The organism is Klebsiella sp. Sb-30 (assembly GCF_057652795.1).
Genome location: NZ_CM172749.1, coordinates 1,936,825 through 1,961,930, shown reverse-complemented (window position 1 = coordinate 1,961,930; position 25,106 = coordinate 1,936,825). Strand labels below are relative to the sequence as shown.

General features: G+C 55.0%; 23 protein-coding genes. 10 read left to right on the top strand and 13 right to left on the bottom strand.

Annotation, left to right across the window (positions count from 1 at the left end; genetic code table 11):
* Positions 1-49 precede the first annotated feature (49 nt).
* Together AC236I_RS09165 and AC236I_RS09160 are read left to right on the top strand one after the other, a co-directional pair.
* A complete protein-coding gene (locus tag AC236I_RS09165; RefSeq protein ID WP_172412537.1) occupies positions 50-1,021 on the top strand; it encodes a VirK/YbjX family protein in 972 nt (323 codons plus the stop codon).
* Between the two features lie 120 nt (positions 1,022-1,141).
* Entirely contained in the window at positions 1,142-1,285 is a 144-nt protein-coding gene (locus AC236I_RS09160; RefSeq protein WP_054828791.1) for an Ecr family regulatory small membrane protein, read from the top strand.
* Between the two features lie 569 nt (positions 1,286-1,854).
* Here the strand turns inward: AC236I_RS09160 and AC236I_RS09155 are convergent.
* From AC236I_RS09155 to yobA, 3 genes are read right to left on the bottom strand one after another with little or no spacing between them, the layout of a single operon-like run.
* Positions 1,855-2,193 carry a YebY family protein gene (locus AC236I_RS09155; protein ID WP_015584012.1) on the bottom strand — a complete coding sequence of 113 codons (339 nt, stop codon included), beginning with the start codon at positions 2,191-2,193 and terminating at the stop codon, positions 1,855-1,857.
* A 16-nt stretch (positions 2,194-2,209) separates the two neighbouring features.
* Positions 2,210-3,079 carry a copper homeostasis membrane protein CopD gene (gene copD / locus AC236I_RS09150; protein ID WP_487608772.1) on the bottom strand — a complete coding sequence of 290 codons (870 nt, stop codon included), beginning with the start codon at positions 3,077-3,079 and terminating at the stop codon, positions 2,210-2,212.
* A 3-nt stretch (positions 3,080-3,082) separates the two neighbouring features.
* Positions 3,083-3,457 (bottom strand): CopC domain-containing protein YobA, encoded by a 375-nt coding sequence (yobA, locus tag AC236I_RS09145; protein WP_004863975.1) that lies wholly within the window; start codon positions 3,455-3,457, stop codon positions 3,083-3,085.
* A 126-nt stretch (positions 3,458-3,583) separates the two neighbouring features.
* On the opposite strand from yobA, the gene AC236I_RS09140 reads away from it, so the two are divergent.
* The gene (locus tag AC236I_RS09140) at positions 3,584-3,814 is read left to right on the top strand and encodes a DNA polymerase III subunit theta (RefSeq protein WP_004863978.1); all 231 of its coding nucleotides are present in this window, start codon (positions 3,584-3,586) and stop codon (positions 3,812-3,814) included.
* A gap of 78 nt (positions 3,815-3,892) precedes the next feature.
* Positions 3,893-4,552, top strand: a complete 660-nt coding sequence (gene exoX / locus AC236I_RS09135; RefSeq protein WP_004863981.1) for an exodeoxyribonuclease X — start codon at positions 3,893-3,895, stop codon at positions 4,550-4,552.
* Positions 4,553-4,557: 5 nt separating this feature from the next.
* On the opposite strand, the gene ptrB is transcribed toward exoX, so the two are convergent.
* The 3 genes from ptrB to AC236I_RS09120 all read right to left on the bottom strand — a co-directional run bounded on the left by ptrB (position 4,558) and on the right by AC236I_RS09120 (position 7,894).
* A complete protein-coding gene (ptrB, locus tag AC236I_RS09130) occupies positions 4,558-6,618 on the bottom strand; it encodes an oligopeptidase B (protein WP_044350916.1) in 2,061 nt (686 codons plus the stop codon).
* 117 nt (positions 6,619-6,735) lie between these two features.
* Positions 6,736-7,422 (bottom strand): tellurite resistance TerB family protein, encoded by a 687-nt coding sequence (locus tag AC236I_RS09125; protein ID WP_004863985.1) that lies wholly within the window; start codon positions 7,420-7,422, stop codon positions 6,736-6,738.
* A 97-nt stretch (positions 7,423-7,519) separates the two neighbouring features.
* Positions 7,520-7,894 (bottom strand): YebG family protein, encoded by a 375-nt coding sequence (locus AC236I_RS09120; RefSeq protein ID WP_015584009.1) that lies wholly within the window; start codon positions 7,892-7,894, stop codon positions 7,520-7,522.
* Between the two features lie 135 nt (positions 7,895-8,029).
* On the opposite strand from AC236I_RS09120, the gene purT reads away from it, so the two are divergent.
* Positions 8,030-9,208: a formate-dependent phosphoribosylglycinamide formyltransferase gene (gene purT / locus AC236I_RS09115; RefSeq protein ID WP_015584008.1), complete on the top strand. Its 1,179-nt coding sequence runs from the start codon at positions 8,030-8,032 to the stop codon at positions 9,206-9,208.
* A 62-nt stretch (positions 9,209-9,270) separates the two neighbouring features.
* Here the strand turns inward: purT and AC236I_RS09110 are convergent, their stop codons facing one another.
* The 3 genes from AC236I_RS09110 to zwf all read right to left on the bottom strand — a co-directional run bounded on the left by AC236I_RS09110 (position 9,271) and on the right by zwf (position 13,460).
* Complete coding sequence (locus AC236I_RS09110) at positions 9,271-9,912, bottom strand: bifunctional 4-hydroxy-2-oxoglutarate aldolase/2-dehydro-3-deoxy-phosphogluconate aldolase (protein ID WP_004863992.1); 642 nt, start codon at positions 9,910-9,912, stop codon at positions 9,271-9,273.
* 39 nt (positions 9,913-9,951) lie between these two features.
* Positions 9,952-11,763, bottom strand: a complete 1,812-nt coding sequence (gene edd / locus AC236I_RS09105) for a phosphogluconate dehydratase (protein WP_004863996.1) — start codon at positions 11,761-11,763, stop codon at positions 9,952-9,954.
* 221 nt (positions 11,764-11,984) lie between these two features.
* Entirely contained in the window at positions 11,985-13,460 is a 1,476-nt protein-coding gene (gene zwf / locus AC236I_RS09100) for a glucose-6-phosphate dehydrogenase (protein ID WP_004863999.1), read from the bottom strand.
* 319 nt (positions 13,461-13,779) lie between these two features.
* Between zwf and AC236I_RS09095 the strand changes: the two genes are divergently transcribed.
* Together AC236I_RS09095 and pyk are read left to right on the top strand one after the other, a co-directional pair.
* Positions 13,780-14,685 (top strand): MurR/RpiR family transcriptional regulator, encoded by a 906-nt coding sequence (locus tag AC236I_RS09095; RefSeq protein ID WP_160873290.1) that lies wholly within the window; start codon positions 13,780-13,782, stop codon positions 14,683-14,685.
* A gap of 126 nt (positions 14,686-14,811) precedes the next feature.
* Complete coding sequence (pyk, locus tag AC236I_RS09090; protein ID WP_004864005.1) at positions 14,812-16,254, top strand: pyruvate kinase; 1,443 nt, start codon at positions 14,812-14,814, stop codon at positions 16,252-16,254.
* A gap of 64 nt (positions 16,255-16,318) precedes the next feature.
* Here pyk and AC236I_RS09085 read toward each other — a convergent pair whose 3' ends face one another.
* On the bottom strand, positions 16,319-17,653 hold the full coding sequence (locus AC236I_RS09085) for a 2-hydroxycarboxylate transporter family protein (RefSeq protein ID WP_004864007.1): 1,335 nt from the start codon (positions 17,651-17,653) through the stop codon (positions 16,319-16,321).
* Between the two features lie 427 nt (positions 17,654-18,080).
* Here AC236I_RS09085 and AC236I_RS09080 point away from each other — a divergent pair, with 427 nt between their 5' ends.
* The 3 genes from AC236I_RS09080 (at position 18,081) to dcuR (ending at position 21,582) form a co-directional block, all read left to right on the top strand.
* Positions 18,081-19,028 carry an AEC family transporter gene (locus tag AC236I_RS09080; protein ID WP_004864011.1) on the top strand — a complete coding sequence of 316 codons (948 nt, stop codon included), beginning with the start codon at positions 18,081-18,083 and terminating at the stop codon, positions 19,026-19,028.
* Between the two features lie 72 nt (positions 19,029-19,100).
* Positions 19,101-20,786 carry an NAD-dependent malic enzyme gene (locus tag AC236I_RS09075; protein ID WP_004864014.1) on the top strand — a complete coding sequence of 562 codons (1,686 nt, stop codon included), beginning with the start codon at positions 19,101-19,103 and terminating at the stop codon, positions 20,784-20,786.
* A gap of 79 nt (positions 20,787-20,865) precedes the next feature.
* Positions 20,866-21,582, top strand: coding sequence for a two-component system response regulator DcuR (gene dcuR, locus AC236I_RS09070; protein ID WP_064367726.1), 717 nt, complete (start codon positions 20,866-20,868; stop codon positions 21,580-21,582).
* A gap of 55 nt (positions 21,583-21,637) precedes the next feature.
* Here dcuR and lpxM read toward each other — a convergent pair whose 3' ends face one another.
* The 3 genes from lpxM to znuA all read right to left on the bottom strand — a co-directional run bounded on the left by lpxM (position 21,638) and on the right by znuA (position 25,068).
* Positions 21,638-22,612, bottom strand: coding sequence for a lauroyl-Kdo(2)-lipid IV(A) myristoyltransferase (gene lpxM, locus AC236I_RS09065; RefSeq protein WP_004864019.1), 975 nt, complete (start codon positions 22,610-22,612; stop codon positions 21,638-21,640).
* Between the two features lie 176 nt (positions 22,613-22,788).
* A complete protein-coding gene (mepM, locus tag AC236I_RS09060) occupies positions 22,789-24,108 on the bottom strand; it encodes a murein DD-endopeptidase MepM (protein WP_004864022.1) in 1,320 nt (439 codons plus the stop codon).
* A gap of 15 nt (positions 24,109-24,123) precedes the next feature.
* Entirely contained in the window at positions 24,124-25,068 is a 945-nt protein-coding gene (znuA, locus tag AC236I_RS09055; RefSeq protein ID WP_004864025.1) for a zinc ABC transporter substrate-binding protein ZnuA, read from the bottom strand.
* Positions 25,069-25,106 lie beyond the last annotated feature (38 nt).

The window sequence follows — 25,106 nt, the reverse complement described above, 5'->3', positions numbered from 1 at the left end:
CCGCCAGGATATTAATCTCGCCTCACCAAGCCCTTAAAATAGAGGCTAAATAACAACGAGGTATTTTATCGTGACGGACAATAGCCTGCACTCAGCCTTCGCACAACAGCCCCGCACAAATCTTATTGCCGATCTGGTGATGGGCAGACTTATTCCCGCTCCGATTTGGCAAAAGCGTAATTACCGGCTGAAATTTTTATTGCGTACGGCCTTATTTTATACGCCCACTCGCGCAATGCTGGATAATCTTTCCGTGCGTCCTGACTTTAATCAGTTGCTTGCCGCACAGGTTACCCTGCCGGGTAAAGTTCACCGCCAGTATCTGACGCGTGGGTTAAACGCCAGCCAACGCGCCCAGGCGATTATCAGCCACTATCAGTTCATCGACTCACTGTCAGGCACGCAGCTGGCTGCTGCCATGACCGCCGCTAAAGAGACGATCCTGCTGGAATTGCAGGGTAAAGATGAAGCCCGCTTCACTCTCTCGGCCTCCTCCGCGGGTAAAGCCGAGCGCGAAGGCGAAACCACATTGTGGTTGCGCGATGGTAACCAGACGCTGCTGGCCAGCGCCACCTTCAGCGTCGTGCGCCAGCAGGAGCAATGGCAGCTGGTTATCGGCGGGCTGCAGGGGCCGCGACGTAACGTGCCGCATGAAGTGATTAAACTCGCTACCCGCGCCTGCCATGGTCTGTTTCCTAAACGCCTGCTGATCGAGTTTATCTGGGCGTTGGCCGCCAGAAGCCACATTCAGGCCATTTATGGCGTAAGCGATAATGGCCACGTTTTCCGCGCGCTGCGCTATCGTCTCAGCAAGGGGCGCCATTTCCACGCCAGCTATGATGAGTTCTGGCAGTCTATTGATGGCGTAGCCGATGGCGCCTGGCGCTGGCGCTTGCCGCGACAGATGGAAAGGAAATCGCTGGATGCCATCGCCAGTAAAAAGCGGGCGGAATACCGCCGCCGCTTCCAGCTGCTGGACGACCTGATCGCGCAGGTCGCGCAGCTGACTCCCCAGCCCTGACGGATTAACGCCTGTCCATATCAAACAAACGCCGTTTTTAAATCACGGCGTTTGCATCTTATCCTGTGGTTTCGTTACTATCATCTCTTCATCGTTTCCTTTCTGGTAGCCAGTGAAGTTATGAGTAAAAGTGAAATTGCCCTTCTGGTTATCGTGATAATAATTCTGCTCGGTGCGCTTTGGTTTATTTTCAGCGGTGAGATTTGGACCCTGGTCTGCTACCTTGAATCCCAGCTGTATCCGTCAATCGTCGCGCCTGAATAATACGTTGTTTTTATTACTCCATCTTCATCCCGGCAGCCCTTCATTTCCTGGCAACGCGCGGCCAAATAGATCGCACTAAAATAATATGCCCGCGTATCTTCAGGGCATGGATATCCCGCGGCGATGAAGACCTTGTCTGCGGGCGCGCGGCGCGCCATCGCCCTGACCTTGACCCGCAGTATCCGGCTCAGATTTTCTGTAAAGAGAATGTTAAGGCGTTTTTTGTTGTGGTATAAGGGAAAAAGACCGTAACGGGAAATGAGGGATGATTTCCGGTCTTTTTATGTAACGAGTTGATAAGCTTCAGATAAAAAGAGACCGAACACGATTCCTGTATTCGGTCCAGGGAAATGGCTCTTGGGAGAGAGCCGTGCGCTAAAAGTTGGCATTAATGCAGGCTAAGTCGCCTTGCCTTATAAGAATAGTTTACCGCGTCAGGTTTTCCAGTCCGCAACAAAAGTGGTCGAATAATTCCTGACAAAATGGCCGGTGCCAACAAAAAACCGCCGCTTCCTGAAAGGAATGCAGGCGGTTTTTTATATGTTAATACAGTAAGATAGGTTCGGGTATCAACAAAGCTTCTGCGCGCGCTCAATAAATGGCGCGAGGCTCATTTTTTGTCCCGGATGTTGCGGATCGTCGACCAGGATCACTGAGATCGGCTGAGCGCTGGTTTTCCCCGCTTTCACCTGCTGCTCAGCAACATCATTCAACGGATACTGCACCAGCGTGCTGGGGTTAATGGCAAACAGCGCATTCCCCGGGCGACAGGTCAACATCACCTCTTCGCGATTGAACGCCCAATTATCTTTCCCCACTTCGAAGCGGCTAACGGTGATAATCTGCGGTGCTGCCAGCGCGACGCCAGAGCTTGCCAGTAACAACATAGTTAAAAGAGTTTTTTTCATGATTTAGCCAGTTAATTCAGTAAGGTTCCCAGGTCGCAAACAGGCTGACGGCCAGCAGCGCCAATGCTCCGAGCGCCATTTCAACCTGCGTGGTGCGCAAAATGAGCTGCTCCGCTCGCGTTCCGTTCACCGACATACGTGGCACCAGAACATACCTGTTCACCAGCGCAATTGCTACCATCCCTGCGACCAGGGCACATTTGATCAATAGCATCTCTCCCCACAGCGAATCACGGAATAATCCGCCCTGGATCAGCAGCGCATTTATCACACCGCTGGCGATCGCGCCCGCAACCGCCAGATGTCCGTAGCGAGAAAAGCGCATCATGGTGCCGATAGCGGCCTGACGCCAGCGCCCGCGCGCCAGGCGCAGGCAGTAGATGAACGGCAGCAGCCCGCCAAACCAGCCGGCGACACAGAACAGATGCACAGCATGGTTAGTCCGCTGCACCACGCCCCGTCCCCCCTCGCTCATTGCCGCATGGCCAACGCCCGCCATCAGCAAGATCTGCGCGCACAGCAGCACCAGCAGCAGACGCGCCGGACGACGAGGTTTGAGCCACGCGATCGCCAGCGCAATCCACGCCAGCAGAATCTGCCAGACCCAGACGCTGCCAAAGCGAGTACCGGCAACGGCTTGCCAGATAGCAGGCTGCCAGAGATCCGCCCAACCATTCCCCATCAGACCGCCCTGTATCATCAGCATCAGCAGCGCAGAAACCGCGCTGAGCAGCAGAAGGTGGCGCAGTAGCGGGAAGAAACGCTGCATCAGCAAACGCCGCAGCGTCAGCGGCGCCCACCACGCGCCATACAGCACGCAGCCAAACGCCACCATCAGCGAGAGAAAGTGGACGAAGCGCAGACCGATATAGATTCCCGTGAGCATGCGTTATTTCACGGTAAAGTGATATTGCCCTTTGGTTTTGTGGCCATCAACGGAGACCACGTGCCAGTCAACGGTATACTCCCCCGCCGCCAGCGGCTGCGTCAGCGGAACAATCAGCTGGGCTTTATTGCTGTCGCTGCGGGTAAGCTTACCGGTCGCAACGGCTTTCTGCTGCGGGCCGGTCAGGGTCACGGCGCTAAAGGCCGTTTCGATACCTTCAGAAAAGCTCAAGGTCAGTGATTCGGGAGAGGCGGCGACAGTCGAATCTGCGGCTGGCGTTTGCTGTTGAAGATGCGCATGGGCAAAGGCCGCGGTGCTGACGAGGAAACCGGCGAAAAAAGCAGAGGCGCGCAGCGCGCGCCCGGCGATGGTACGCATAATCGTCATTCCTTTTCGTTATGTATGTAGCACAGAGAATAACCCTGTATAATGGCGTAGTCGAGCGATGCGTCCCGGTCCGACGTCGCGCCCGATCGGTTTTCAGCATCATGAAGGAGAAACCATATGGAAAAAAATCTGGCCAAAATTTCGCAGGACGAGATGGACAAAGTGAACGTCGACCTTGCCGCGGCCGGTGTCGCCTTTAAAGAACGCTACAATATGCCCGTTGTCGCCGATTTAGTGGAGCGGGAGCAACCGTCACACCTGCGTGACTGGTTCCGTGAACGCCTGATCGCCCATCGACTGGCGTCTGTTTCGCTGTCGCGCCTGCCCTATGAACCCAAAGCGAAATAATTCTCGTCCCTTACGGACGTCCCGGTTGGCAAGCGCTGCGCATTCATTTACGCTGGTTTCTTTGGGCCGGAGTGAGCCATGCTACGCGTAATCGATACGGAAACCTGCGGACTGCAGGGAGGCATTGTGGAAATCGCCTCTGTTGATATTGTCGATGGTCAGATAACCAATCCCATGAGTCATCTGGTTCGTCCCGACCGACCTATCAGCCCCCAGGCCATGGCAATTCACCGTATCACCGAAGAGATGGTCGCCGACAAGCCGTGGATTGAAGAGGTTCTGCCGCATTACATCGGCAGCCGGTGGTATGTCGCCCACAACGCCAGCTTCGATCGCCGGGTGTTACCGGAAATGCACGGGGAGTGGATCTGCACCATGAAGATGGCCCGCCGTCTGTGGCCAGGCATTAAATACAGCAATATGGGGCTGTATAAATCGCGTAAGCTCAGTGTCGCAACGCCTGCCGGACTGCATCAACACCGCGCGCTGTACGACTGCTATATCACCGCCGCACTGCTTCTCGATATTATCAACGTTTCCGGCTGGCAGCCTGAGGAGATGGCGACCATTACCGGTCGTCCGGCGCTGCTGACCACCTTTACCTTCGGTAAATATCGCGGCAAGGCGGTGGCCGAAATCGCAGAAAACGACCCGGGCTATTTACGCTGGCTGTTCAATAACCTGGATCGGATGAGCCCCGAGCTGCGCTTAACGCTCAAGCACTATCTCGGGGAGTAGCGACGCTAAACGTCAGCCTGGCCGGGTAACGTCCCCTGCGCCAGGCCAATCAGAAAGGCATACTCCAGCGCAACCCCTTCATAGCTTTTAAAACGCCCCGACTTACCGCCGTGCCCTGAATCCATATCGGTGCACAGCAGTAACAGGTTATCGTCCGTTTTCAGCTCGCGCAGCCTGGCCACCCATTTTGCCGGTTCCCAGTATTGCACCTGGGAATCGTGCAGGCCGGTGGTAACCAGCAGATGGGGATAGGCCTGCGCCGTGACGCCATCGTAAGGACTGTAGCTCTTCATATAGCGATAGTACTCTTCGTCCTGCGGATTTCCCCACTCTTCAAATTCCCCGGTCGTCAGCGGAATCGACTCGTCGAGCATGGTGGTCAGGACATCGACAAACGGAACCTGAGCCACTACGCCGTGAAACAGCTCCGGCCGCTCATTAATAGCGACGCCCATTAACATGCCGCCCGCGCTGCCGCCCATGCCGTAGCACAGGCGAGGATCGCCATATCCCTGCGCCAGCAGCGCATCGCAGACATCAAGATAATCATTAAAGGTATTCTTTTTACACAGGAACTTGCCGTCTTCGTACCACTGCTGCCCTAATTCACCGCCGCCGCGAACGTGGGCGATCGCAAACACGAAACCACGATCGAGCAGGCTCAACCGGCTGGCGCTGAAATCAGCATCTTCGCTGGCGCCGTACGACCCGTAGGCATAGACCAGCAGCGGACTGACGCCCTTGCGGAAATGCTCACGCCGATAAACCAGCGAAACAGGAACCTCCACACCATCCCGAGCCTTAATCCACAGATGTTCACTGCGATAATGGCTGGCCTCAAACCCTTTCACTTCCTGCTGTTTCAGTACCCGCCGCTCACCGGTATCCATATCCAGCTCAAAGAGCGTATCCGGCGTGGTCATGGATGAGTATCCGTAGCGTAAGCGCGAAGTTTCCGGCTCCGGATTATAGGCAAGCCAGGTCACGTAGGCCGGGTCATCAAAGGCAATGCCAACCGCTTCCCGGGTCTTGCGGTTAATCTGGCGCAGGCTGGTTAACCCGCGCTGGCGCTCTTCAACCACCAACCAGTCGGTAAACAGGGTGAATCCCTCGAGCATCACATCCTGGCGTGGCGCAATCAGCGTCTCCCACTGCTGTTCGTCGCGTTCATGGGTACGATAGAGACCAAAGTTTTTCCCCTCGCGGTTGGAGCGAAGATAAAAAGCATGCTGGTAATGATCGAGACTGTACTCGTGATCTTTACGTCGCGGCAGGAAACACACCGGTTCCGCATCCGGCATTTCGGTATTCAGCAGCCGCACTTCACTGGTTGTCGCGCTGGCAAGATAGATCACGGCGAATTGCCGGGAGGTGGTCGTATGGAGGCTGACGTAGAAGGTTTCATCCTTCTCCTCGTAGACCAGCACATCGGAACGCGGCGAAGCGCCCACGGTATGCCGCCAGACCTGGTAAGGCAGCAGCGTAGTCGGGTGCTTGCGGACATACCACAACGTTTGCGAATCATTGCTCCAGGCAAATTCCGGGGAGACGTTTTCCAGCACTTCAGGATACCATTCGCCAGTTTGCAGATTGCACAAACGCAGGCCATACTGCCGACGGGAGAGATAATCCTCCGCCAGCGCCATGATCATGTTATCCGGCGAAATGCCCAGCCCACCGAGAGTATAGAATTCACTCTGCGCCGCGCGCTGGTTGCTATCGAGCAGCACCTCCCATTCATCCCACTCCTCTTTCAGCACCGACTGACGCTGATAAATAGCGTATTCACAGCCCGGCTCATATACCTGACGATAGCGGTAGCCATTTTTGCTGTAGGGCGCGGAGACTTCGCGCGGCGGGATACGATCAATAATCTCTTTTAGCACCCGCTCCTGCAGGCTACGTTGAGTCGCCATGACCTGCCGGCCGTACTCATTTTCCTCGCGAAGATAATCAAGCACTTCCGGCCGCGAACGCTCATCGTCGCGCAGCCAGAAGTAATTATCGATACGGGTATCGCCATGAAGGGTCATGGCGTGGGGGATTCGTTTTGCTTTTGGTGGCATCTTTTGGTCTTCTGCATCCTGTATTTCATACACAAAATCATTCAAGAAGCGGCTTGAAGGATGGCGTGTGTATAAGGGTGGCAAAAGTGGCCCACGTTGCAAGCAAAACCTGCTGATTTAGGTAGAAAGCGCCTGTTTTTGTGCCTGAATATCCTGTTCGATGTCGGCACGCACTTCTGGCGGGAGGCCTAAAGCTTCGCCCAGAGCGTTGAGATAGCTACGCTCCATAAAATGGTCGATATCGATCGCCGCACAGCTGATGTAATAGATCTCCAGCGCCTCTTGCTCGCTGTTGAGGCCCTGCGCCAGACGCTGCGGATCGAGAGGCTGGGACAGCGCGCGATCGATCAGAACGCGCCCCTGCACGGCAATACCGGCCGCGCGCAGCTGCTCTTCAATGTTTGCCCGCTCGCTGTCATCAATGTGCCCGTCGCTTTTAGCGGCAAACACCAGCGCCAGAATGAGCCGTTCACTGCGGGCATCAAGCCCGGAGGCTGGCGAGGTTGACGCCCCGGTGGCTTGCCCCGGCGAAGCGACAGATTGCGCAGGGGAATTTTCCCGCATTTTCTGCTGATACTTGTTCCACAGTACGCTTCCCGCCACCGCCCCGCCGCCAACCAGCAGTGCGCTGGTGCCATATTTGGCCAGCAGCTTGCGCGATGATTTACTGGCCACCAGCAGCCCCGCCAGGCCGCCCAGCGCCCCGGGCAGAAGGAAGCTTTTACCATCCGGCCGCTCGCCTGATGAGGAAGACGGTCCCTGCTGGCCCAGCAGGGACTGGAGTTGATTAAGCCAGTTAGCCATGATTTCCCTCGTTGCTTATTAAGCGATGTCATCAGCCTAAACGACGAGATGTCAGGAAATGTTATGAGCAGCTAAAGATGCGCAAATTCGGCCGGACTCAGGCGGCCTTTACCTTGCGCGATTTTGCCGGCGCGGTTGCCGCGGGTTGTTCGCTTGCCCCCTCGGCTACGGCCTCTGAGATTTCAGCCGCGGAGCTCTCATCCTGAGAAGCCTGTCCGGTTGCCCCGTCTTCTGCTTCCGGGCGTTTTCCTGACCTCAGAATGTGGTGCAATGTCTCTTTGCGTTCCGCCAGCCACATTGCCATTTCATCACGCTGGGTTTCATCCAGCGTCAGCGGGCACTCTACCAGCCAGTCGTTGAGGACCTCGGCAAGATCGAGCATTTTGTCGTAAGCATCGGCCTCTTTTTTGCTGGTAAACGACATCTTTTCCTCACCTTCGCGGATCACCACATATTTAATTTCAACCGCCATTGTGCAGCCTCTTTATACTGTATTTTTATACAGTATAGCAAATTTTCACCCAGGACTCAACCAACGGTCATAAAGACAGACGCAAACGTTTTCGTTTATAATGTGGCGCATGTTTTTTTACTGTGGAAAAGAGTCATGACGTTATTAGGCACAGCGCTGCGTCCGGCAGCGACACGGGTGATGTTGTTAGGTTCCGGCGAACTGGGTAAAGAAGTCGCCATTGAGTGCCAACGGCTGGGTATTGAGACCATCGCAGTCGACCGCTACCCCGACGCGCCGGCGATGCAAGTGGCGCACCGTTCGCACGTCATCAACATGCTGCATGGTGAAACGCTGCGCGCGCTGATTGCGGAAGAAAAACCTGACTTTATCGTGCCGGAAATTGAAGCTATCGCCACGGATACGCTGGTGGAGCTGGAGCAGGCCGGGCAAAAAGTCGTTCCCACCGCTCGCGCGGCGAAACTGACCATGAATCGCGAAGGTATTCGCCGCCTGGCTGCGGAGGAGCTGCAGCTTCCCACCTCGGCATACCGCTTTGCCGACAGCGAAGCGGCCTTTCGCGAAGCCGTCGCGGAGATTGGCCTGCCCTGCATTGTGAAGCCGGTCATGAGCTCTTCTGGCAAAGGTCAGAGCTTTATTCGTCACGCTGATCAGCTGGCTGAGGCCTGGCGCTATGCGCAACAAGGTGGCCGCGCGGGCGCCGGTCGGGTTATCGTCGAGGGGGTGGTGAATTTCGATTTTGAAATTACCCTGCTTACCGTCAGCGCGGTCGATGGCGTCCATTTCTGCGCCCCGGTCGGCCATCGCCAGGAGGATGGCGATTATCGCGAATCCTGGCAGCCGCAGCAGATGAGCGAGCTGGCGTTGGCCCGCGCCCAGGAAATTGCCAGCAAAGTCGTGCTGGCGCTTGGCGGCTACGGTCTGTTTGGCGTAGAGCTGTTCGTCTGCGGCGATGAGGTGATTTTCAGTGAAGTCTCCCCTCGCCCACACGACACCGGGATGGTGACGCTGATTTCCCAGGACCTCTCGGAATTTGCTCTGCACGTTCGCGCCTTCCTCGGTCTGCCGGTTGGCGCGATTCGCCAGTATGGCCCGGCGGCCTCCGCGGTCATTCTGCCGCAGCTCACCAGCCAGAACGTCACCTTTAGCAATATCCAGGGCGCGGTAGGGGCGGGACTGCAGCTGCGCCTGTTCGGTAAGCCGGAGATTGACGGTTCTCGTCGACTGGGCGTCACGCTGGCCGTCGCCGATAGCGTCGAGGAGGCGGTGGCGCGCGCGAAAGCCGCCGCGTCGGCCGTGCTGGTTCAGGGATAAAAAAAACCCGGTCGCCTCAGCGCTACCGGGTCTGGATTTCGCTCGTTATCAGGGCGTGAAAATTACTTCGCGCCTTCCACCGCTTCGCGAGCAATTTTGGTAATACGGTCGTAATCGCCCGCTTCCAGCGCATCCGCCGGAACCAGCCAGGAACCACCGATGCACAGCACGCTGTTCAGTGCCAGGTAGTCGCGGTAGTTCGCCGGAGAGATGCCGCCAGTCGGGCAGAAACGGATATGGGCGAACGGACCGCCAATCGCCTGCAGCGCTTTCACGCCGCCGTTAGCTTCTGCCGGGAAGAATTTGAACTCTTTCAGGCCATACTGCATGCCCAGCATCAGTTCGGACACGGTGCTGATCCCCGGGATCAGCGGGATGGTCCCTTCTTCAGTCGCCGCTTTCAGCAGGGACTCGGTCAGACCCGGGCTGATAGCGAACTGCGCGCCAGCTTCGGTGACGGCTTTCAGCTGCTCAACGTTTGTTACGGTACCTGCGCCGACAATCGCCTCCGGCACTTCTTTCGCAATCGCGCGAATCGCATCAAGCGCGCATGCGGTACGCAGCGTGACTTCCAGTACGCGTACGCCGCCGGCAACCAGCGCTTTGGCCATCGGCACAGCGTGTTCCAGCTTTTTCACCACGATCACCGGGACAACCGGGCCGTTGGTGAGGATTGCTTCTGCAGTTGTTTTCCAGTTTTTCATCAGAGTTTCTCTCTCGCCAGATCTACAAATTGTATCGTCTTAAAAAGTGATGCAGGTTGCGCCCTGTTCGGCTCCGGAGAGTTTTTCACGCAGCGCTGCGAACATTTCCCGGCCGCTCCCGACGCGCGAACTGCTGAGGTCAGGAACATGCGGCTGGCGTGCAGCCAGTTCAGCGTCATCCACCAGCAGCGTCAGTTCGCCCGTCTGCCCGTTGACGCGGATGATATCGCCATCACGTACTTTTGCCAGCAGCCCGCCATCATACGCTTCCGGCGTAACGTGGATTGCTGACGGAACCTTGCCGGATGCGCCAGAGAGTCGACCATCGGTAACCAGCGCAATTTTGAAACGGCGGTCCAATAATACACCAAGTGGCGGCATAAGTTTATGTAATTCTGGCATGCCGTTCGCTTTTGGCCCCTGGTGGCGAACAACCACCACGCAATCCTTGTCCAGCATTCCGGCCTCGAAAGCAGGCAAAACGTCGTGCTGGCTTTCAAACACCACCGCCGGCGCTTCAATGATCTGGTTCTCAACCGGTACGGCCGAGGTTTTCATCACCGCACGCCCGAGGTTGCCGCTCAGCACTTTCGTCCCGCCATGGCGAGAGAATGGCTTGTCGAAAGTTGCAATAACCTGATCGTCCAATGGCGCCGTCGCCCCTTCACGCCAGTCCAGTTCGCCGTTATTCAGCCAGGGTTCCATGGTGTAACGCGAGAGACCAAAACCGGCTACGGTGTTGACATCTTCGTGCAGCAGGCCGCCTTTCAGCAGCTCACGGACCAGCACCGGTACGCCGCCCGCGGCCTGGAAGTGGTTTATATCCGCCGGACCGTTCGGGTAAAGGCGCGCCAGCAGCGGCACAACGTCGGAGAGATCGGAGAAATCATCCCAGTTAATGATAATGCCCGCCGCGCGAGCCATCGCCACCAGGTGCATCGTATGGTTGGTCGAACCGCCGGTTGCCAGCAGCGCCACGATCCCGTTGACCACCACTTTCTCATCAAACATTTTGCCTAACGGCATCCATTCATTACCGTTACCGGTCATGCGCGTCACCTGGCGTGCGGCGGCGGCGGTCAGCGCCTGGCGCAGTTCGGCATCCGGATGCACAAACGACGAGCCCGGAAGCTGCATGCCCATAAACTCCACCACCATCTGGTTGGTGTTCGCCGTACCGTAAAATGTGCAGGTACCCGGGGCGTGGTAGGACGCCGCTTCAGACTCCAGCAGCGCCATACGATCGACTTTACCCTCAGCATACAGCTGGCGGATGCGCACTTTTTCTTTATTTGGCAGGCCGCTGGCCATCGGGCCAGACGGTACGAAGACTGACGGCAGGTGGCCAAAGGAGAGCGCGGCCATCGTCAGTCCGGGGACGATTTTGTCACATACGCCCAGATACAGCGCGCCGTCGAACATGTTATGCGACAGGCCGATAGCGGCCGACATTGCAATCACTTCGCGGCTCAGGAGGGAGAGTTCCATCCCGTCCTGACCTTGGGTGACACCATCGCACATCGCCGGAACGCCCCCCGCGACCTGGCCTACCGCATTTACCGAATGCAGCGCTTTGCGAATGATATCCGGGTAATACTCATAGGGCTGGTGGGCGGACAGCATGTCGTTGTAAGAGGTAATAATGGCGATATTGTTACGCAACATGCTTTTCAGCGAGGCTTTATCGTCCGACTGACAGGCAGCAAAGCCGTGGGCGAGATTACCGCACGCCAGCTGCGCGCGATGGACGGTATCGGTCTTCGCCTGGTTAATCCGTGCGAGGTAGGCGGTGCGGGTATCGCGCGACCGTTCGATAATGCGATTTGTTACCCGTAACATTGTCGAATTCATAAAGGCTCCTGAATTTTTATCTGTCCGGCCACAGCATTTTAGCAACTTCTTAGAAGGTGAAAGGCACCAACACTGCAGCTCAGCGGCAAAATATCTATCCGCAGTGTAATAAAAAAAGCCCCGGGGGTGAATCCTCCCGGGGCTTAAAAGAGCAAAAATTATGCGACTTGCTGCGTCAGATCATGTTACCGGTAAAATAACTCCTCCGGATAACCCGCAAACTATTCAAATTCGTTCCAGGAACGACCGTCGCGGGTGATCATCGCCACAGAGGCGACCGGCCCCCAGGTACCTGCCTGATAGGGCTTCGGCGCATCGCGGTCGGCAGCCCAGGCTTCAGTAATGGAGTCAACCCACTTCCACGCCTCTTCGACTTCATCACGACGCACGAACAGCGCCTGGATACCGCGCATGGTTTCCAGCAGCAGACGTTCATAGGCATCCGCCAGGTGAGTCTGGTTGAAGGTCTCCGAATAGCTCAGATCCAGCTTGGTTATCTGCAGATTGTGTTTGTGGTCAAGGCCCGGCACTTTGTTGAGGACCTGAATATCCACGCCCTCATCCGGCTGCAGACGAATCGTCAGCTTGTTCTGCGGCAGCTCCTGCCAGTTCTCTTTAAACAGGTTCAGCTCCGGGGTTTTGAAATACACCACCACTTCAGAACATTTGGTCGGCAGGCGTTTACCGGTACGCAGGTAGAACGGCACGCCGGCCCAGCGCCAGTTATCGATATCGACGCGGATAGCCACAAAGGTCTCGGTATTGCTGGATTTGTTCGCCCCCTCTTCTTCGAGGTAGCCCGGGACTTTTTTACCCTGGGCGAAGCCGGCGGTGTACTGGCCGCGGACCGTTTTCTCACGCACGTTGGAGCGGTCGATACGGCGCAGCGACTTCAGCACTTTTACTTTTTCGTCACGAATACTGTCGGCACTGAGGTCTGACGGCGGCGACATCGCGATCATGCACAGGATCTGCAGCAGATGGTTCTGGATCATGTCGCGCATTTGCCCGGCCTGATCGAAGTAACCCCAGCGACCTTCGATACCCACTTCTTCCGCTACGGTGATTTCAACGTGGTCGATCGTGCGGCAGTCCCAGTTATTGACAAACAGGGAGTTCGCAAAGCGCAGCGCCAGCAGGTTGAGCACCGTCTCTTTGCCGAGGTAATGGTCGATACGGTAAACCTGGCACTCTTCGAAGAATTCGCCGACCTGATCGTTGATCTCGCGGGAGGTATCCAGAGAGGTACCCAGCGGTTTTTCCATCACCACGCGCGCAGGTTTGGCGTTCAGTTTCGCCTGGCCGAGGCCTTTGCAAATGGCGCCAAAAGTGCTCGGCGGCATGGCAAAGTAGTTGATGGTGACGCGGTTTTCCTGATCCAGCATTTTGCCCAAACGGGAAAACGCTTTGGTATCGTTCACATCGAGGTTACAAAAATCCAGACGTCCGCTCAGGGTTTCCCACAAACCTTCATCAATCTTTTCCTTCATGAAGGTTTCAAGCGCTTCACGGACGACTTTGGTGTAAGCATCTTTATCCCAGTCAGCACGTCCGACCCCGATAATCCGGGTCTCAGGGTTGATCTGGCCAGCTTTTTCGAGCTGATACAGGGAAGGCAACAATTTACGACGCGCCAGGTCACCCTTCGCGCCGAAAATGACCAGATCGCATGCCTGGGCCGTTTGCGTTACCGCCATGTCATTCTCCTCAGTTGATAGTCTGGTGCTTATGCCAGGCTATATTTGTAATTTTCTTACACTGCACTGTACTGTGTTTACGAACTTCCCGAAACCCTCAGGCCGCCATTCCCGACGCTAAACCGCACGCGGAGAAAAGTTCCGGCGACTATTTGGGCAAACGGCTAAACTTGTTCGTTCTTTCGACCGGTTTTAAGTTAATAAAATACGACTCTGATCATGTAATGAAAAAAAACAACATTTTTTAACGTCATTCCTCCCCGCTTAGCGTAACGGAGGGGTATATTCTTGCTAAAACGCCTGATGATTTCATCCATTAATGAAATCGCTTCCACTGATGAGCGCTCCGTTACCCATGAACATGCTGGAAAAAATCCAGTCCCGGCTGGAACACCTTAGCAAATCCGAACGCAAAGTGGCGGAAGTCATTCTTGCTACGCCTGCTCAGGCAATTCATTCAAGCATTGCGGCCCTGGCGCTGGAAGCTGGCGTCAGCGAACCGACCGTTAACCGTTTTTGCCGGAGTCTGGAAACCCGCGGCTTTCCTGATTTTAAACTTCACCTGGCACAAAGCCTGGCACACGGTACTCTCTATGTTAACCGCAATGTCGATGAAGACGACAGCGTAGAGTCCTATACGGGGAAGATTTTCGAGTCAGCCATGGCCAGTTTAGATCAGGTCCACCACTCTCTCGATATGTCAGCGGTTAATCGTGCCGTCGACCTTCTGACCCAGGCCAAGAAAATTGCCTTCTTTGGCCTCGGCTCCTCGGCAGCCGTCGCGCATGACGCCATGAACAAATTTTTCCGTTTTAACGTTCCGGTTATCTACTCCGACGACATTGTCCTGCAACGCATGAGCTGTATGAATTGCAATGATGATGACGTTGTCGTGATTATCTCACATACTGGCCGGACAAAAAGCCAGGTCGAACTGGCGCAGCTGGCGCGTGAAAACGATGCCATGGTCATCGCCATCACGTCGGCGGGTACCCCGCTGGCGCGAGAGGCAACCTTGTCGATTACGCTTGATGTCCCCGAAGATACGGATATCTATATGCCCATGGTTTCACGTCTTGCTCAGCTGACGGTAATAGATGTGCTGGCCACCGGTTTTACCCTCCGTCGAGGAGCGAAATTCAGAGATAACTTGAAGAGGGTCAAGGAAGCATTGAAGGAATCGCGTTTTGATAAAGAGCTGCCTGTACACAGCGACAACCCATAAAACTTGATAATTAGGTAGTGACCCATTACACCTTCGGTAACGTTCCGGCAGAGCGACATTGCTGACCGGCACCGCCGATTCCATGTTCACGCAACACCAAAGTTGTTTTAGTCAACGGAGTATTACATGTCCAGAAGGCTTCGCAGAACCAAAATCGTAACGACCTTAGGCCCGGCAACCGATCGTGATAACAACCTTGAAAAGGTGATCGCCGCAGGCGCTAACGTGGTACGTATGAACTTCTCTCACGGTACCCCGGAAGATCATCAGATTCGCGCGGATAAAGTCCGTCAGATCGCGGCAAAACTGGGCCGTCATGTGGCCATCCTCGGCGATCTGCAAGGCCCCAAAATTCGCGTATCCACCTTCAAAGAAGGCAAAATTTTCCTTAATATCGGCGACAAATTCCTGCTTGATGCAGAGCTGGGCAAAGGCGAAGGCGACAAAGAGAAAGTCGGTATTGATTATAAAGGCCTGCCGGCGGATGTCGTGCCAGGCGATATCCTGCTGCTGGACGATGGCCGCGTACAGCTGAAAGTCATCGAAGTTAAGGGTCTGAAAGTGTTCACCGAAGTCACCGTCGGCGGACCGCTGTCAAACAATAAAGGTATCAACAAACTGGGTGGCGGCCTGTCTGCCGAAGCGCTGACTGAGAAAGACAAGGCTGACATCGTCACCGCGGCGAAAATCGGCGTTGATTACCTGGCCGTCTCCTTCCCACGCTGTGGCGAAGACCTGAACTATGCCCGCCGCCTGGCGCGCGAAGCCGGCTGCGATGCGAAGATCGTCGCGAAAGTTGAGCGTGCGGAAGCGGTTTGCGATCAGGACGCAATGGACGACGTAATTCTGGCCTCTGACGTGGTGATGGTTGCCCGTGGCGACCTTGGCGTTGAAATCGGCGACCCGGAGCTGGTGGGTATCCAGAAAGCCCTGATTCGCCGCGCTCGTCAGCTGAACCGTTCGGTCATCACCGCGACTCAGATGATGGAGTCGATGATTACTAACCCGATGCCAACCCGCGCGGAAGTCATGGACGTCGCTAACGCCGTCCTCGACGGTACCGATGCCGTGATGCTCTCAGCGGAAACCGCCGCCGGTCAGTATCCGTCAGAAACCGTGGCCGCTATGGCGCGCGTCTGTCTGGGCGCCGAAAAAATCCCAAGCCTCAACGTCTCCAAACATCGTCTGGATATCCAGTTCGATAACGTTGAAGAGGCGATTGCCATGTCAGCGATGTATGCGGCGAACCACCTGAAAGGCGTCACCGCGATCATCACCATGACCGAGTCCGGTCGTACCGCGCTGATGACTTCACGCATTAGCTCTGGCCTGCCCATTTTCGCCCTCTCCCGCCATGAACGTACGCTGAACCTGACCGCCTTGTATCGCGGCGTGACGCCGGTTCACTTCGACAGCACCAACGACGGCGTCGCTGCGGCGCACGATGCGGTGAATCTGCTGCGTGATAAAGGCTATCTGGTCTCCGGTGACCTCGTTATCGTGACCCAGGGTGACGTGATGAGCACCATCGGCAGCACTAACACCACGCGTATTCTGACCGTCGAGTAATACCGACCTCGTGGTGAACGCCCAACCTGCCAGCATCATGCTGGCAGGTTTTTTTTATCCGTAATCAGACAATCCAGCTCAGCAGCAACGTCGCGGCAATCACCGTTGAGGCGCCGCCAATACGGGTGGCAATCTGTGCAAACGGCATCAGCGACATGCGATTCGATGCCGAGAGTATCGCCACATCCCCGGTGCCGCCCAGCCCACTGTGGCAGCTGGTCACAATCGCCGCTTCAACAGGATACATATTCAGCCGGGAAGCGATGAAAAATCCGCTTAACGCCATGGCAATCACGATGGAACCGCAAACCACGACGTAGCCAATCGAGAAGACGGAAACCACGCTCTCCAGAGGGACATACAGCATCCCAAGGCCGATCATCAGCGGCCAGACGAGGGCTGCGGACACAAATTTGTAGCAGCTATGCGCCCCCAGCTCCATCGCTGCGGGGATAATTTTGGTGTATTTGCACAGAACGGCGGCCAGAATCATCAATACCGGTCCCGGGATGTGCAGCACTTTCTCCAGCAGCCCGCCAACGATAAAAAATGCGCAGATCATTAGCAGCCCGGCCCCCATCAGCTGGAAATCGGTGGGCTGCCCTCCCTGAGACTGCGAGAAAACGTGGTTATCATCATGGCTGCGAATTAACATGCCATCGCCGGACAGCGCCGGGCGGCGGACGCCCAGGCGAGCCAGAAAGCCTGCGCAGATAATGGCGAAGATATTCCCCACCACCGCAGCTGGCGCCAGCTGTGCCACATACACGTCCGGCGTTTGCCCGAGGATCGCAGAATATGCCAGCGACAGCGGCAGGATGCCTTCCCCAATACCGCCGCCGATAATCGGCACAATAATAAAGAAAAAGGTATGGTACATGCTGTAGCCAAACAGGCTTCCCACCAGCAGCCCCGTCGCGATCGCCGCTCCGGTCCCCACAACCAGCGGAACGAACATACGCACCATTCCCTGGATAAGAATGGTTCTGTTCATTCCCAGAATACTGCCAACCACCAGACAGGCGATGACAAAATAGAGTAAATTGGCCTCTTTCATCAACAGATGCACGGTGCCCAGAGTGTGGGGATCAAATACCCCGAAATAGACCAGTACCGACGGCATCATCAGACACAAAATGGCCGGGCCGCCGATATCTTTAAGCACCGGCACCATTCGCCCGATTTTGGCCAGCGCGAATCCCAGGGTCATAATGACCGCCAGCCCGCCAATCATGTTCTTTGGCAACAGTCCCGCCATTGATGAGACGGCGACAATCATTGCAATACCGACAAACAGCGTTAAAGGTACGGCGCCGACATCAACGTTGGATAAGAACCGCGGAGTTTGCCCACTCGAGTGCGTTTGTTCTACCGGATGGTTGAGTGAATTATTTTTCATGTTTCACCTGAATTGTGATAGATGGCGTAGGATCGAGGCGCAATATTAAAATTGCGCAGTCAAATAAAAATAAAAAGAAACAAAAAATGAAGAAGCATTCGAATTAAAACCACGTAAACGGTAGCACAGGAATTTTCGCTAAAAAAGAAAACAACGTTCTCCGTTCACGACTTTGTGACTGAGTTAGAAACTCCCTTTTAAGTAATTTAAATTATTACGCCGTAGTTAAAGTTATTGGTTACGACATTGCGTTATCGACAGCCATGAAAAACAAGGAGTTAATCTCCGCACCGCTATTTGTAAGTAAAGTTCCCAAGGCGAAATTATTTAAATACCCGCCATTGTGATTTCAATCACCTTTCATTCCATAGGGGATCGTTAGATTAAAAACCACAAGCAACCCTACACCCTATTTTCAGGATAATTTATGCCTACGCTGCTATTGCAATCATTGTTCCCATTAGTTTTTATCATGTTACTCGGTTGGCTCAGCGGTAAGTTAGGCTATACCCGTCGTGAAGATGCTTCGGTGTTAGCCACCGTGGTCATTCGGTTTGCTCTGCCCTTCCATCTTTTTATTGGCGCGTTAAATACCAACCCGGATAAAATTAAAAACTTCGCCTTTATGGCCGTATTAGTGATTGGCCTGATGGGGTCTTATTTCCTTACTCTGCTGATCTCGCGCTACGTATTCCGCCATGACATCAAAACCAGCGCGATCCAGTCCCTGGTGTGCGCATTTCCTGATATGGCCTATTTCGGTGCGCCGGTCCTTGCCGTCCTGATTGGACCCGAAGGCTTTCTGGGTGTGCTTATCGGCAACTTAATCACCAGCGTGTTCATGATTCCCCTGACTATAATCCTGATTCGGATGGGCGATAAACATGCCGCTGGCGATAGCGAGGAGATTCATGCTGGTAAGCTGATTGTGCAAAACCTGCTGAAAGCCATAAGAAATCCAATCGTCTGGATCCCTATCTCAGGGGTGCTGCTGAGCCTTGCTGGCGTACAGCTTCCCCATATGCTCAGCATGCCGATTGAAATGGTCGGGAAAATTGCCGGCGGCCTGTCGCTGTTTGCTCTTGGCCTGCTGTTTTATGGCGAACGCCCGACGGTTAATATTCAGACCTGCACCAACATCAGTATTAAAAATCTGATTCAGCCCGCCATGATGGCCGCGGCAGGCCTGGCTTTTGGTCTTAGCCACACGCTGATGCAGCAGGTCATTATCATTGGCGCAACCCCTTCAGCCATCGCCGCCGGTATGTTTGCACTGCGCAGCGATACGTATATTGAGCCGGCCTCATCCTCTATTTTACTCGGCACCGCCATTGGCGTGGTCACCGAAGGGATCATGATTTATTTAATTTCTTAATTACCGTCTCAGGGCAACATTTCTATCAAGTTAAAACCTGTTTTTATTTAAACAATGTTCAGGAGTCATCAAATGTTAGTCAAAGAAACATTATATACCCCTTATAATGGCGCAGTCCTGCTGGAAAATCCGCTGTTAAATAAAGGGCTCGCATTTACCGAGGGGGAAAGAACGGCGTTTAATCTCCAGGGATTGCTTCCGCATAATGTTGAAACTATCGAAGAACAAACGGAGCGCGCGTGGAAGCAGTTCAGTGAATTTAAGCGCGATATTTCCCGGCATATCTATCTGCGGAATATTCAGGATACTAACGAGACACTATTTTATCATTTACTGCGTCGTCATATGAAAGAGATGCTGCCGGTGATTTATACGCCAACCGTCGGAGAAGCCTGCGAACACTTCTCTGAAATTTATCGTCGCGGCCGCGGCCTGTTTATTTCCTGGCCTAACCGCCATCACATTGACGAGATGCTGCAGGGCTTCTCGCGCAACGATATTCAGGTGATCGTCGTCACCGACGGCGAGCGTATTCTTGGTCTGGGCGATCAGGGCATCGGCGGGATGGGTATTCCGATCGGTAAACTCTCGTTGTATACCGCCTGCGGCGGCATTCATCCCGCCGCGACACTGCCAGTGATGCTGGACGTCGGGACCAACAATGCGAAGCTCCTTGAAGACCCGCTGTATATGGGCTGGCGTCATCCGCGCATTAACGACGATCAGTATATGGAGTTTATGGATATGTTTGTCGATGCGGTAAAACGTCGCTGGCCGCATGTCCTGCTGCAATTCGAAGATTTTGCCCAGAAGAATGCCAGCCGCCTGCTTAATCGCTATCGCAACCAGCTGTGCTGTTTCAACGATGATATCCAGGGAACCGCCGCCGTCACGACAGGTACGCTGATTGCCGCCGCCGCGGTGGCAGGTACCCGTATGCGCGACCAGCGCGTTGTCTTCCTCGGCGGCGGTTCCGCCGGCTGCGGTATTGCTGAAAAAATTATTGCGCTGATGGTTGATGATGGTTTGTCGGAGGAAGAGGCCCGCAGCAAAGTCTTCATGGTCGATCGTTTTGGTTTACTGACCGATGAGATGCCCAATCTGCTCGATTTTCAGCAACGCCTCGTGACGCCGCGGGACACTACTGCCCACTGGGATGTCACGTCTGCCAACCTGTCGTTGATGGATGTCGTGCGCAATGTGCACCCGACCGTGCTCATTGGCGTATCCGGCCAGCCGGGTCTGTTCAGCGAAGAGATTATCAAAGAGATGCACCGCCACTGCCCGCGGCCAATCGTGATGCCGCTCTCTAACCCAACTTCCCGCGCCGAAGCGCAGCCGAAAGAGTTGCTTGAATGGACTCAGGGTAACGCGCTGATCGCCACCGGCAGCCCGTTTGAACCGGTGTTCTGTCAAGGTGCGACTTACGATATCGCTCAGTGCAACAACGCCTATATTTTCCCGGGACTGGGGCTAGGCATCCTGGCGACCAAAGCAGAACGCGTCACCGAAGCCATGCTGATTACCTGCAGTAAAACGCTGGCGGCGCACTCGCCGTTAGCCACAACCGGAAAAGGCGGATTATTACCCCCGGTAGAAGAGATTGAGATGATTTCCCGGGCCATTGCCCTTGATGTCGCTCTGGTGGCCCAGGCCGAAGGCGTCGCCGCAAAACTCAGCGAGGAAGAGCTGATCGCGAATATTGATAAAACCTTCTGGCACGCGCGTTACACCTCCTATAAGCGTTCATCGCTGTAGCGACACGTCTCTTCATTAATCCTGCGGGAAGCATCGAGGCGTCGACTCCCCTGCTTCCCGATAGTCAAAGGAACCACGCATGTTCAATGTGCTTATTGTGGATGATGATTCGATGGTTGCGGAGCTGAACCGGCTGTTTATCAGCAGGGTCGCCGACTTTCGCTGCTGCGGTATCGCCTCAACGCTGGCGGAAGCTGAGCAGATGCTGAACCATTTGCCACCGATCGATTTGGTTCTGCTGGATGTGTACATGCAGCGAGAGAACGGGCTGGATCTGCTGCCCACCCTGCGTACGAGCGCCCGCAGCATCGATGCGATCATGATTACTTCCGCCGCCGATGCGGCAACCGTCCAGACGGCAATGCGCTATGGCGTGGTTGATTATTTAATTAAACCGTTTCAGTTCCCGCGCTTTGAAGAGGCGCTGCTGACATGGCGTAAACGACGCGAGCTGCAGCGCGCCAAATCCCGCTACGAGCAGTCCGATGTTGACGATTTACTGCGCAGCGGTATTCAGCGCCCGGATAACGCCCGCCGCTTACCTAAGGGATTAACGCCGCAAACGCTGCGCCTGGTATGCCAATGGATCGATACCCATCAGGAGAATGCCTTCTCGACAAATGAGATCGCCACCGCGCTGCAAATATCCAGAGTTTCGTGTCGTAAGTATTTAATCTGGCTAGAAAAAACGGGAATTCTCTTCACCAATAACCACTATGGTCTCACCGGCAGACCGGAATACCGCTATCGGTTGATTAACGAGCATATCGCTTTACTCAGACAATACAGCCAATGAACCCGACAGGTTCATTGGCTCTCTTTTGCTACGTCGGTGCAGGAACAGGCGGGCGCTATTTCTTTTTCGGGAAGAGCTCTTTGCGCTTATAAGGCTCGATTTCCCCCGGTTTACGCGTCTTCAGCAACTTGAGGATCCAGGTATATTGCTCGGTATGCGGCTTGACGAAAATCTCGACCTCTTCGTTCATCCGCCGCGCGATCGTGCGATCATCGGCGTCCAGCAGGTCATCCATCGGCGGACGCACCAGCACCGTCAGACGATGAGTTTTCCCATCATAGACCGGAAACAGCGGCACTACGCGCGCACGGCAGACTTTCATCAGCCGGCCAATCGCCGGCAGGGTGGCTTTATAGGTCGCGAAGAAATCGACGAATTCGCTGTGCTCGGCGCCGTGATCCTGGTCGGGCAAATAGTAGCCCCAGTAGCCCTGGCGGACCGACTGGATAAACGGTTTAATGCCATCGTTACGCGCGTGCATGCGCCCGCCAAAGCGACGTCTGACGGTATTCCACACGTAGTCGAAGACCGGATTCCCCTGGTTATGGAACATTGCCGCCATTTTCTGACCGCCCGAGGCCATCAACATGGCTGGAATATCCACCCCCCAGGCGTGCGGCACCAGGAAGATCACCTTTTCGTTATTGCGCTGCATCTCTTCGATGATCTCTTTGCCCTGCCAGTCGACGCGGGAAAGAATATGAGCAGGATCCCGCAGACCCAGCTCGGCCATCATGACCATCGCCTGCGGTGCCGACATATACATTTCATCGATAATTGCCTCGCGCTCCTGCTCGCTCTTTTCCGGGAAGCAGTACAGCAGGTTTATCTGCGCACGCCGGCGCGAGCTTTTCGCCAGCCGACCCACCGCCCGTCCCAGTTTACCGAGGATCGGATCGCGAAAAGAGGGAGGCGTCAGAGCGATACCGGCAAACGCAAAAACCCCCAGCCAGGCGCCCCAGTAGCGCGGGAGTAAAAAGGATTTTTCAAACTTTGGAATAAACTCAATATTATTTTTTTTCGTTTCCATGCCCAGTCCACAGCCGTACTGCATAAAAAAGATAATGGGGTAATCCCGTCAAACCGCAAGTTGCAGCCTCAGAAGCCGTAAGACGACTTATTGTGGGTATAGTTTAGCGATACGACGGGGAACCTACAAAAGAAAAAGCCGGCGCGCGACAGGCACCGGCTTGCATTGACATCCTGCTAGTCAAACCGCAGCTGCGGGATGACCTCTTTGACCTGCGCCAGATAATCGGTGCGATCGGAACCGCTCAACCCTTCGGTACGCGGCAGTTTCGCCGTTAATGGGTTCACGGCCTGTTGGTTAATCCACACTTCGTAGTGCAGATGCGGACCGGTAGAACGGCCGGTGTTACCCGACAGCGCAATACGATCGCCGCGCTTCACTTTCTGCCCCGGTTTCACCAGCAGTTTACGCAGGTGCATATAGCGAGTGGTATAGGTGCGACCATGGCGTACGGCCACATAGTATCCCGCCGCGCCGCTGCGCTTAGCGACCACGACTTCACCATCGCCGACCGCAAGAACCGGCGTCCCCTGCGGCATAGCAAAATCGACGCCGCGGTGCGGCGCCACGCGCCCGGTCACCGGATTCAGGCGACGCGGATTAAAGTTCGAAGAGACGCGGAACTGGCGCGCCGTCGGGAAGCGCATAAAGCCCTTCGCCAGACCGGTACCGTTACGATCGTAGAACTTACCGTCTTCCGCACGAATCGCGTAGTAATCCTTGCCTTCTGAACGCAAACGCACGCCCAGCAGCTGGCTCTGTTCCCGTTTACCGTCAAGCATTTCGCGCGACATCAGTACCGAGAACTCATCGCCTTTTTTCAGCTTGCGGAAGTCCATCTGCCACTGCATCGCTCGGATCACCGCGCTGACTTCCGTACTGGTTAACCCGGCTTCACGAGCGCTGGCAACAAAGCTGGCGCCCACGGTGCCTTTCAACACGTTGTTGACCCAATCCCCTTTCTGCAGCTCGCTGCTCATTTTAAAGCCGTTCGCAACCCGGGTATAGGTGCGGGTTTCACGGCGCGACATTTCCCATGTCAGACTTTGCAAATCCCCCTCTGCCGTTAAGGTCCACGAGAGCTGTTGACCAATTTTCAGGTTTCGCAACTCTTTGTCGGCTGAGGAGAGCTGGGCGATATCGCCCATATCGATGCCGTACTGGTTGAGGATACTGCTCAGCGTATCGCCAGTGGAGACCACATATTCGTGGCCGCCTGACTCACTGTCGGCTTTATCATCCAGTTCATCCTGAGGAATGGCTTCTTCTTCCTGCGGCGCCTGGTCGATAGGTTCGGAGGCTTCCGGCAGCAGAGAGCGGATTTCGCTTTTTTCCAGCTCAATCGTCCTGACGATAGGGGCGGATTCTGGATGGTAGATATAGGGTCGCCAGACGGCGACCGCTAATGTCAGAACGCTCAACGACCCCAGCATGACGCGGTGAGGTCGTGGCAAATTGTTGAATGCCTGAGTGACAGCGCGGGCTATCTGTTGCACGTATTCACTTCCTCGTTAATCTCCTTTCAGGCAGCTCGAATACTGTTTCGCCAGTTGGTCGAGGAACTGCGGGTAACTTTCTTTACCCAGCTTAATCCCGGTACCGAGAGGGTCCAGAGTCCCCATGCGCACAGAGGTGCCCCTGGCAACAGCTTCTATAACGGCTGGCCTGAACTGTGGCTCAGCAAAAACGCACGTTGCTTTTTGCTCAACCAGCTGTGTTCTGATTTCGTGTAAACGCTGCGCACCGGGCTGTATTTCAGGGTTTACGGTAAAATGCCCCAGAGAGGTCAGACCGTAGTGTTTTTCAAAGTAGCCATAGGCATCATGAAAAACGAAATACCCTTTTCCTTTCAGCGGTGCGAGCTCGTTACTCACCTGCTTATCGGTTGAGGCTAATTTTGCCTCAAATTCTTTCAGGTTAGCGTCAAGTTTGGCTCGACTCTGCGGCATAAGTTCCAATAATTTATCGTGGATTGCAACCGCTGAAAGCCGCGCTATCTCTGGGGATAACCACAGATGCATATTGTAAACACCATGATGGTGATCGCCGTCACTATTTTCACCTGCGGCGTGTTCGTGGCCATGCTCGTCATCGTCGTCATCCGCCCCTTTCATGAGCAGCGGTTTCACGCCGGCAAGCTCAGCGATGGTCACCTTTTTATTCGACGCAATGCTTTGCGTTGACTTGTCCATGAACGCTTCCATCTCTGGACCAATCCAGACCACTAAGTCTGCGTTCTGTAAGCGTTTTGCATCGGAAGGACGCAGTGAATAATCATGCTCTGAGGCACCGTCAGGCAGGAGCACCTGGGTCTCCGTGACCCCATCCGCGATAGCGGAAGCGATAAAGCCTAAGGGTTTCATTGAGGTAACCACGGCAGCATTCGCCGTAGAGGTCTGAGCGAACAAAAAAACGGCGCTAAGTCCAGCGCAAAGAAGCGTATTTTTATGTAACATAATGCGTCTAGTCATCGTAATGAATGAGAAAGATGTGA